Source organism: Rhodovarius sp. (genome assembly GCF_040399605.1).
Taxonomy (GTDB): Bacteria; Pseudomonadota; Alphaproteobacteria; order Acetobacterales; family Acetobacteraceae; genus Rhodovarius; species Rhodovarius crocodyli_A.
In genome coordinates, this window is sequence record NZ_JBBARU010000118.1 from 1 (window position 1) to 7,331 (window position 7,331).

The 7,331-nt window shown below is 63.9% G+C and carries 9 protein-coding genes; 6 read left to right on the plus strand and 3 right to left on the minus strand.

The genetic code is table 11. The features are described 5' to 3' along the window. Positions 1-81: 81 nt before the first annotated feature. Positions 82-270 carry a hypothetical protein gene (locus ABWP84_RS17645; protein ID WP_353213346.1) on the minus strand — a complete coding sequence of 63 codons (189 nt, stop codon included), beginning with the start codon at positions 268-270 and terminating at the stop codon, positions 82-84. Next, on the minus strand, positions 270-659 hold the full coding sequence (locus ABWP84_RS17650; RefSeq protein WP_353213338.1) for a hypothetical protein: 390 nt from the start codon (positions 657-659) through the stop codon (positions 270-272). The genes ABWP84_RS17645 and ABWP84_RS17650 overlap by 1 nt, the downstream gene beginning before the upstream one ends. Before the next feature lie 209 nt (positions 660-868). On the opposite strand from ABWP84_RS17650, the gene phnD reads away from it, so the two are divergent. The 5 genes from phnD to ABWP84_RS17675 all read left to right on the plus strand — a co-directional run bounded on the left by phnD (position 869) and on the right by ABWP84_RS17675 (position 5,719). Next, complete coding sequence (gene phnD, locus ABWP84_RS17655; protein ID WP_353213339.1) at positions 869-1,849, plus strand: phosphate/phosphite/phosphonate ABC transporter substrate-binding protein; 981 nt, start codon at positions 869-871, stop codon at positions 1,847-1,849. Positions 1,850-1,906: 57 nt separating this feature from the next. Continuing rightward, positions 1,907-2,707, plus strand: coding sequence for a phosphonate ABC transporter ATP-binding protein (phnC, locus tag ABWP84_RS17660; RefSeq protein WP_353213340.1), 801 nt, complete (start codon positions 1,907-1,909; stop codon positions 2,705-2,707). Beyond that, positions 2,704-3,537, plus strand: coding sequence for a phosphonate ABC transporter, permease protein PhnE (gene phnE / locus ABWP84_RS17665; protein ID WP_353213341.1), 834 nt, complete (start codon positions 2,704-2,706; stop codon positions 3,535-3,537). Before phnC ends, phnE (ABWP84_RS17665) begins: the two co-directional genes overlap by 4 nt. Position 3,538: 1 nt before the next feature. Next, a complete protein-coding gene (gene phnE, locus ABWP84_RS17670; protein ID WP_353213342.1) occupies positions 3,539-4,357 on the plus strand; it encodes a phosphonate ABC transporter, permease protein PhnE in 819 nt (272 codons plus the stop codon). Positions 4,358-4,555: 198 nt separating this feature from the next. After that, complete coding sequence (locus ABWP84_RS17675) at positions 4,556-5,719, plus strand: MFS transporter (RefSeq protein ID WP_353213345.1); 1,164 nt, start codon at positions 4,556-4,558, stop codon at positions 5,717-5,719. A 342-nt stretch (positions 5,720-6,061) separates the two neighbouring features. Here ABWP84_RS17675 and ABWP84_RS17680 read toward each other — a convergent pair whose 3' ends face one another. Beyond that, a complete protein-coding gene (locus tag ABWP84_RS17680; protein WP_353213343.1) occupies positions 6,062-6,298 on the minus strand; it encodes a hypothetical protein in 237 nt (78 codons plus the stop codon). Positions 6,299-6,542: 244 nt separating this feature from the next. Between ABWP84_RS17680 and ABWP84_RS17685 the strand changes: the two genes are divergently transcribed. Continuing rightward, positions 6,543-7,070: an RICIN domain-containing protein gene (locus ABWP84_RS17685; protein WP_353213344.1), complete on the plus strand. Its 528-nt coding sequence runs from the start codon at positions 6,543-6,545 to the stop codon at positions 7,068-7,070. Positions 7,071-7,331 lie beyond the last annotated feature (261 nt).

Below are 7,331 nucleotides of genomic sequence, written 5' to 3' on the forward strand. Positions count from 1 at the left end.
TCATTGACCTGTTTTCGCGCCGCGTTGTCGGCTGGTCCATGAGCAGCACCATGACAGCGCAGCTCGTGAGCGACGCGCTGGTCATGGCGATCTGGCGGCGCGCCAAGTGGCAGCCACCGTGCCGAGCGCTGCTTTGTAGATCGCCCAATTCTGCGCCAGGAAATTGGGGAGCGTGACGCCATCACTGCCGGTTAAGGCGGTGAGATACCCCTTGCCGGCCAGCGTATCGTCGTTGATCGGCACGCCATTCAGCGTTGTGACGAGCGGCATCAGCCCACCCTTTCTTCAATTTGGAAATCGCAGCCCATGCGGCCATAGACGGCCGCCTCCAGAGCCCCGAGTTCGGCCAGGCGGCCGAAGAAAGAGAGGCGGCCGATATTCGCCGCGTCATCGGGGTTCCAGACGAAAAACACCTCGCCGGTCATGCCCTGCCGCTGATGCTGTCGCACATACTCTACATCTTCGAGAGCAATGTGCGGTCTTTGACCATTCTCGGTATTGTCGGTGCCGCTGGCATCGGGTTCCTCCGTTCGGACCGCATTTAGCCCATGCGTTGGGACGAGGCCAGCTTCATCATCCTGATGATCCTCGCCGCGGTTGCTCTGATTGATACCGGCTCGGCAGCCCTTCGCCGCCGTCTTTTGCAGGCATGATGCCAAACGCAGACATGCGGAAGCTCGTCTGCCTTATCCTCCCACGGTAGCCGGTCCCGCCTCTTATTGGATGGTCTAGTCGCGATGAGCGAGCTCGACTTCCCCTGGCCGGAATACCGGACTAAGGGGATATCCTTAATTGGGTTGCCGGAGACCTTGCGGTCCGCCCTCGCTAGCTCTGTTTCCACGCCCCCGTTCAAAGGAGCCTGCCTTCCATGTTGCGACGCTATTTGACCCTGGGATGCCTTGCCTTCCTGGCCTCCATCAGCGTCCAGGCAGCCGCCCAGACCGCCGACTGCCCACGTGGCACGCTTGACGCCCGCTACTGTGACCGGGACGGTGATCTGGTCGCTGATGTGCCGACCATCACGCGCGAACTGGCCGACCCCTCAACCCTTATTTTCGCCTATACTCCCGTGGAGGATCCGGCCGTCTATCGCCGTGTCTGGCAGCCCTTCCTGGATCACTTGGCACGGGAGACTGGCAAGCGGGTGCAGTTCTTCGCCGTGCAGTCCAATGCGGCGCAGATCGAGGCGATGCGCGCGGGCCGCCTGCATGTGGCCGGCTTCAACACTGGCTCCAACCCACTGGCCGTGAATTGCGCGGGCTTTGTGCCTTTCGCCATGATGGCCAGCAACGACAATCGCTTTGGATATGAGATGGAGTTCATCGTGCCCGCTTCCTCGCCCGCGCGGCGGATCGAGGATCTGCGGGGGCGCACCATCGCATTCACCGCCGAGACGTCGAACAGCGGCTTCAAGGCGCCTTCCGCCCTCCTCGCCAGCCAGTTCAACATGCGCGCCGGCACGGATTTCACGCCCGCCTTCTCAGGCCGGCACGACAATTCCATCCTCGGCGTCGCCAATCGGGATTATGACGCCGCCGCGATCGCAAATTCAGTCATGGTGCGGATGATCGCCCGTAACGTCGTACGGGCCGAGCAGATCCGCACGATCTATCGTAGCCAGTCCTTTCCAACGACTGGCTACGGTCATGCGCATAATCTGAGCCCGGCGCTGGCCGAGAAGATCCGCGGCGCCTTCTTCAGCTTCAACTGGGCCGGCACTCCGCTGCTGGAGGAATTCGGCAAGTCCGAACCGCCGCAGGAGAGGTTCATGCCAATCACCTACCGCCAGCATTGGCAGGTGATCCGTGAGATTGACGCAGCGATGGGCGTTTCCTACGCCTGTCGCTGACACGACCATCAACCCCATCCAGGGGCGGTGGTTTTTCCTATGCCCGAGGGTGACCCCATGCTGTTGCGTATCCAGGGGCTGAGCAAGCGGTATCCGACCGGGGATGTTGCCCTGACCGCCGTGGATCTGGAGGTGCCGGCCGGCCAGGTGATGGCCCTGATCGGGCCCTCCGGCGCGGGCAAGTCCACGCTCATCCGCTGCGTCAATCGTCTGGTGGAACCCACCAGCGGCACCGTACAATTGGATGGCGTGGAGATCACCAGCCTCGGCACCACGGCGCTGCGCCGCGCACGCCGGCGCATGGGAATGATCTTCCAGGAATATGCGCTGGTCGAGCGCCTGACCGTCATGGAAAATGTTCTCTCCGGTCGGCTCGGCTATGTCGGCTTCTGGCCGTCGTGGTTTCGGCGCTTTCCCCACGCAGATATCGAGGAGGCTTTCCGGCTTCTGGATCGCGTGGGCCTTGCGCATATGGCCGACAAGCGCGCCGACACTCTTTCTGGCGGGCAGAGGCAACGCGTTGGCATCGTGCGCGCCCTCATGCAGGACCCGCAGCTGCTGCTGGTGGATGAGCCAACCGCGAGCCTGGATCCGAAGACCAGCCGACAGATCATGCGCCTGATCGTGGAGTTATGCGGCGAGCGCGGCCTGGCAGCCATCATCAACATTCATGACGTGGCACTCGCCCAGCAATTCGCCAAGCGTATCGTGGGCCTGCGGGCCGGGCGTATCGTCTTTGACGATCAGGCGGAGGCGCTGGGGGGCGGGCAACTTACCGTCATCTATGGTGAGGAGGACTGGTCGCAGACCATCGGCCGGGCCGAGGAGGAGGCCGAGGCCACCGGGACGCTGGCATGAACGCCGCGACCCTGGACGCGCCGGACTTCGACGCGAAGGCCGCGGCACGCGCCTGGCGGCCACCGCCTCTAATCGCTTCCGCCTGGCTGCGCTACGCGATCTATCTCGGCGCGCTGGTCTATGCCGTTATCGCCATCGGCACGATCGAGGTGAACTGGACCCGCGCGGCCGAGGGGCTTGAACGCGCCGGGCGCTTCCTGGGTGGCTTCTTCCCACCGGACTTTACGTCCAAGGGCGACGACATCCTGGAAGGACTGCTGGAGAGCCTGACCATGACGGTCGTCGCCACTGCGCTGGGCCTCATCTTGTCCATTCCGGTGGCGCTTGGCGCCTCCCGCAATCTGGCGCCGCTGCCTGTTTACCTCGCCTGCCGGGCCATCATCGCGGTGTCTCGCACCTTTCAGGAAATCATCATCGCCATTGTCTTTGTTGCCATGCTGGGCTTCGGGCCCTTGGCGGGCACAATGACGCTGGCCTTCGCCACCATCGGTTTCATGGCCAAGCTGATCGCCGAGGACATCGAGGATATCGAAGCCGCCCAGGCCGAGGCCGTGCGCGCGACGGGCGGCTCGTGGTTCCAGCTCCTGGCCTGGGGCGTCCTGCCGCAGGTAAAGCCGCGGCTGATCGGCCTCTCCGCCTATCGGCTCGACATCAATTTCCGGGAGAGTGCGGTGCTTGGCCTCGTGGGTGCGGGCGGCATCGGCGACACGCTCAACACCAGTTTCGACCGATATGAATTCGATACGGCCGCGGCCGTGCTGATAGTCATCATCGTGATCGTGCTGGCTTGCGAGTATTCCAGCGGCTGGATCCGGCGGAAGGTGCAGTAGCATGGCCATCCTCACGCGGGCCGATGGCACGCCGGATTGGCGCCGCCGCACCCCAAGAGCCGATCTGCTGGTATGGTCAGGCTGGTTCGCCGCCATCGCACTCGCCGTGGCGTGCTTCCAGTTTATCTCCGAACGCACGATCTGGGATTTTGTGTGGGATGCGCCCGCGCAAGGTGCAGACTTGGTTTCACGCATGTTCCCGCCGCGCTGGAGCTACGCGAACCAACTCTGGAAGCCGCTCTGGGACACCATCAACATCGCGACCATCGGCACCGGCCTGGCCGTGCTCATCGGCGTGCCCCTCGCCTTCCTGGCCGCGCACAACACAACGCCGAGCCTCCTCCTGGTGCGGGCACCGGTTCTGTTCATCATTGTCGCCTCGCGCTCCATCAATTCGTTGATCTGGGCGCTCATCCTGGTGATCATCCTGGGGCCTGGCATGCTGGCCGGGATCCTGGCCATTGCGTTGCGTTCGGTCGGCTTCATCGCCAAGCTGCTCTATGAGGCGATCGAGGAGATTGATGCGACCCAGGTCGAAGCGGTTTCGGCCACCGGTGCCTCCCGCGCGCAGGTGCTAGGTTGGGCAGTCGTGCCGCAGGTGATGCCAGCCTTTGCGGGCATCACGGTGTTCCGGTGGGATATCAATATTCGTGAGGCGACGGTACTTGGCCTGGTGGGCGCGGGCGGCATCGGCATGCAGATGCAGGCGAGCATCAACGTGCTCGCCTGGCCGCAAGTGACGATGATCTTCATTCTGATCCTCGGCACCGTCCTGGTCAGCGAATGGCTCTCGGCCCGTGTGCGGCACGGGATCATCTGAGCCGTGAAGCGAGGCGTCCAAGATGCTGCTTAGGATCTGCCTATGCGCCGCGGCGCCCGCCGCCATCCCAGGGCAGAAACGGATCCGCCCGCTGCCCGGGACCGCGAGATCCAGCGCTGCCCGAGCCCCCATGCCTGATCTCAGCGTGACGGCTTGACCGGTTCCCAGCCCGAGGCCGCTCCGCCGCCGGTCCGGCGCGTGGTCCTCGCCCTCGGGATTGGCCAAACACTTGGCTATGCCTCGACCTACTATTTGCCAGCGATCCTTGCAGTGCCGATGGCGCAAGACCTCGGTCTGCCGACCTGGGCGATCTTCGCGGGTTTGTCCGCCTCGCTGCTGATCGCCGGCGCATTGGCGCCGCTAGCGGGACGCATGGTGGATGCGCGGGGGGGGCGGCCCCTCCTACTCGCCTCCTCGCTGCTGTTTGCAGCGGGGCTGCTGCTGCTATCGCAGGCCAATGGCCTGGCTGGCCTAGCGGCGGCCTGGGTGGTGATCGGTATCGGCATGGCCTGTGGCCTATACGATGTCGCTTTTTCTGCGCTGGCCGCGCTGTTTGGGCGCAGCGCCCGTGGCCCGATCACCGGCATCACGCTGATTGCGGGCTTTGCCAGCACCATCGGATGGCCCTTCACTGCCTGGATCACCGATGCCTGGGGCTGGCGCGAGGCATGTCTTGCCTGGACTGCCTTGCATATCCTGGTTGGGCTGATGGCCTACGCAAGCCTGCCCCATTCAACTCCTCCAGCCAAAGTGCCGACCACCGGCTCGACCGATGGGGATGCACCGCGCCGGGCCATCATGCTGCTGGCCTTCGTATTTGCTGCGCAGGGCGTGGTAAATTCTGGCATCGGCACGCATCTGCCCGGGCTGCTGATGTCGGCCGGCGCGACCCCGGCTGCTGCCATTGCCGCCGCGGCTCTGCTGGGGCCGGCGCAGGTAGCGGCGCGGGTAGCCGAATTCGGGCTGATGCGCCGGCTGCATCCGCTGGTGGCTGCCCGCGTAGCCACCATGGCCCATCCGGCTGCAGCGGCAGCGCTGCTGGTGGGCGGGCCGGTGGCGGCGCCGATTTTTGCGGGGCTGCATGGCGGTGGCTCTGGTCTGTTGTCGATCAGCCGCGGCGCGCTGCCGCTCGCTCTGTTCGGACCCGCGGGATATGGCCGGCGCCAGGGCCTGATCGCAGGGCCATCCAACATCGCGGTGGCGGCTGCCCCGCTCATCGTCGGGCTCAGCCTAGACCTCGTCGGCGCCGCAGCGGTCCTGCTAGTGACGACGTTGCTCGCCCTTGCCGCCACGCTCGCCCTGCTCGTACTACGCGCGCCGCCACAACTGGCTGAAGGCCCGGTTGCCCCAACAGAGCGGTGATGCGGCACATTGCAGTAGAGGCGGCTCGGGAAACGATGGATTAGGTCCACAGACGCGCAAGGACCGTTTTGTCGCGCACCAGCATCGGCACGGTGGTATCATTGCCATGCAACGGCGAGGCGCCAGGACATGCGCTTCGATCAACGTCACCAGCGGCGCTAGCATCGCCTTGCAGGTGCCTACCCAGTCGGCGACGGTCGAGATTCTGAGGTAGATAACCTCGCGGGTAATACCAAATCCTGCTGATCGAGATGCCGTGGCGCATCATGCCCATCGGCATGCGCGACTGGGCGCATCGGTTTTGATCAGCGGGATTTGGTATTACAGTCTGCGGACCGCCGCTTAGGCGCGCACGGCAGCGGCATATGCCGGCGTACTCGGCAGCCCGTCCGGCCACAGCGGCGGGTTGAAAGTGGAGATGCCATTGATCGTCGGCAGGCCAATCACCTCAGCCACCAGCTCCGAGATCATCCGGTTTTCTGACAGAGCTTTCTGACCATCATCCGGATTGAAGCCCAACGCAGGAATGCCAGCGCGTTGCAGTTCAAGCAAAGCAGGGAAGATGAGCGCGACCGTCATGCGCGTGACCGCGACCCAGGCCCAAGGGTGGACGAAAGCGGCAGGACAGGTCCGTCTGCCGCGCTGAAAAGTACCCCCCGCCGGGCCAGGATATTGCGGCTTCACGGCCCCATCGCCTAACGCCAGCTGTTCGTTCAACCGCACAGGTCGCTCGGAACCGGAAGCACTTGTTCAGCGGGCAGATCTAGGTGATGTTAACCTCAGCTAGCTGGGCAGTTGGATAATGACGGATCCTCACGCAACCTTGATCATCGAACCGCCAGGCACGCCCCGCCCCTTCCTTGCAATAGCCTGCATGGCCATGATGGGCATCGCCTCGTCCGCCCTGGCGCAAGCACCAGATCCGAATTTCTTCTACAAGCTGAGTACAGAGTTTCGCGGCGCGAACATGCCGATGGACGTGTTCAATGGCGGGCCGCGGAACAATCAGGCACGGCTGGCCAACGCGCAGAACGTCACCGGCCAGAACTGGCAGTTCGAGCCCATCGGCAACGGCTCCTATCGCCTGCGGAACGAGTTCCGTGGCCCGGGCATGTGCCTCGACATCAACCCGCCGACGAACCGGCCGGAACTGCGTGACTGTGGTAATTCTACGGGCCAGTTCTGGCAGATCACGCAGTCCGGCGAGTGGGTGGTGCTGACCACGGCCTTCCGTGGGCGTGACATGTGCCTCGATATTGATCCGGGCAGCAACCAGCCGGAGCTACTCCGCTGCGGCGACTATTCCGGGCAGTCCTGGCGTCTGCAGCGGACCGGCCAGCGGGTCCCCTGACCGCCGACGAGGTCATACCGGTTCGGGCTCCCAAGTGGCCATCCGGAAACAGCTTGAATCGAAGGAATCCCATGTGATTCGGTGCCAGCCGTGCGAATCGAGGGCATCGACGGGTACATACCAATGAAAACCTCGCTTGGTACGACCGAAGCAAGCTGCACTATCCGAGTGATCTGAGAGATGAGGAGTGGCCGCTGATCAGCTCACTAGTGTCCTGATCGAGAAGTTTTTACGATTCTGATAGAGATCGTAGGGAGCTTG

Coding starts and splice junctions, on each gene's coding strand:
- ABWP84_RS17645 (WP_353213346.1), bottom strand. CDS start 270: ATGCCGCTCGTCACAACGCTGAATGGCGTGCCGATCAACGACGATACG.
- phnD (WP_353213339.1), top strand. CDS start 869: ATGTTGCGACGCTATTTGACCCTGGGATGCCTTGCCTTCCTGGCCTCC.
- phnC (WP_353213340.1), top strand. CDS start 1,907: ATGCTGTTGCGTATCCAGGGGCTGAGCAAGCGGTATCCGACCGGGGAT.
- phnE (WP_353213341.1), top strand. CDS start 2,704: ATGAACGCCGCGACCCTGGACGCGCCGGACTTCGACGCGAAGGCCGCG.
- phnE (WP_353213342.1), top strand. CDS start 3,539: ATGGCCATCCTCACGCGGGCCGATGGCACGCCGGATTGGCGCCGCCGC.
- ABWP84_RS17680 (WP_353213343.1), bottom strand. CDS start 6,298: ATGACGGTCGCGCTCATCTTCCCTGCTTTGCTTGAACTGCAACGCGCT.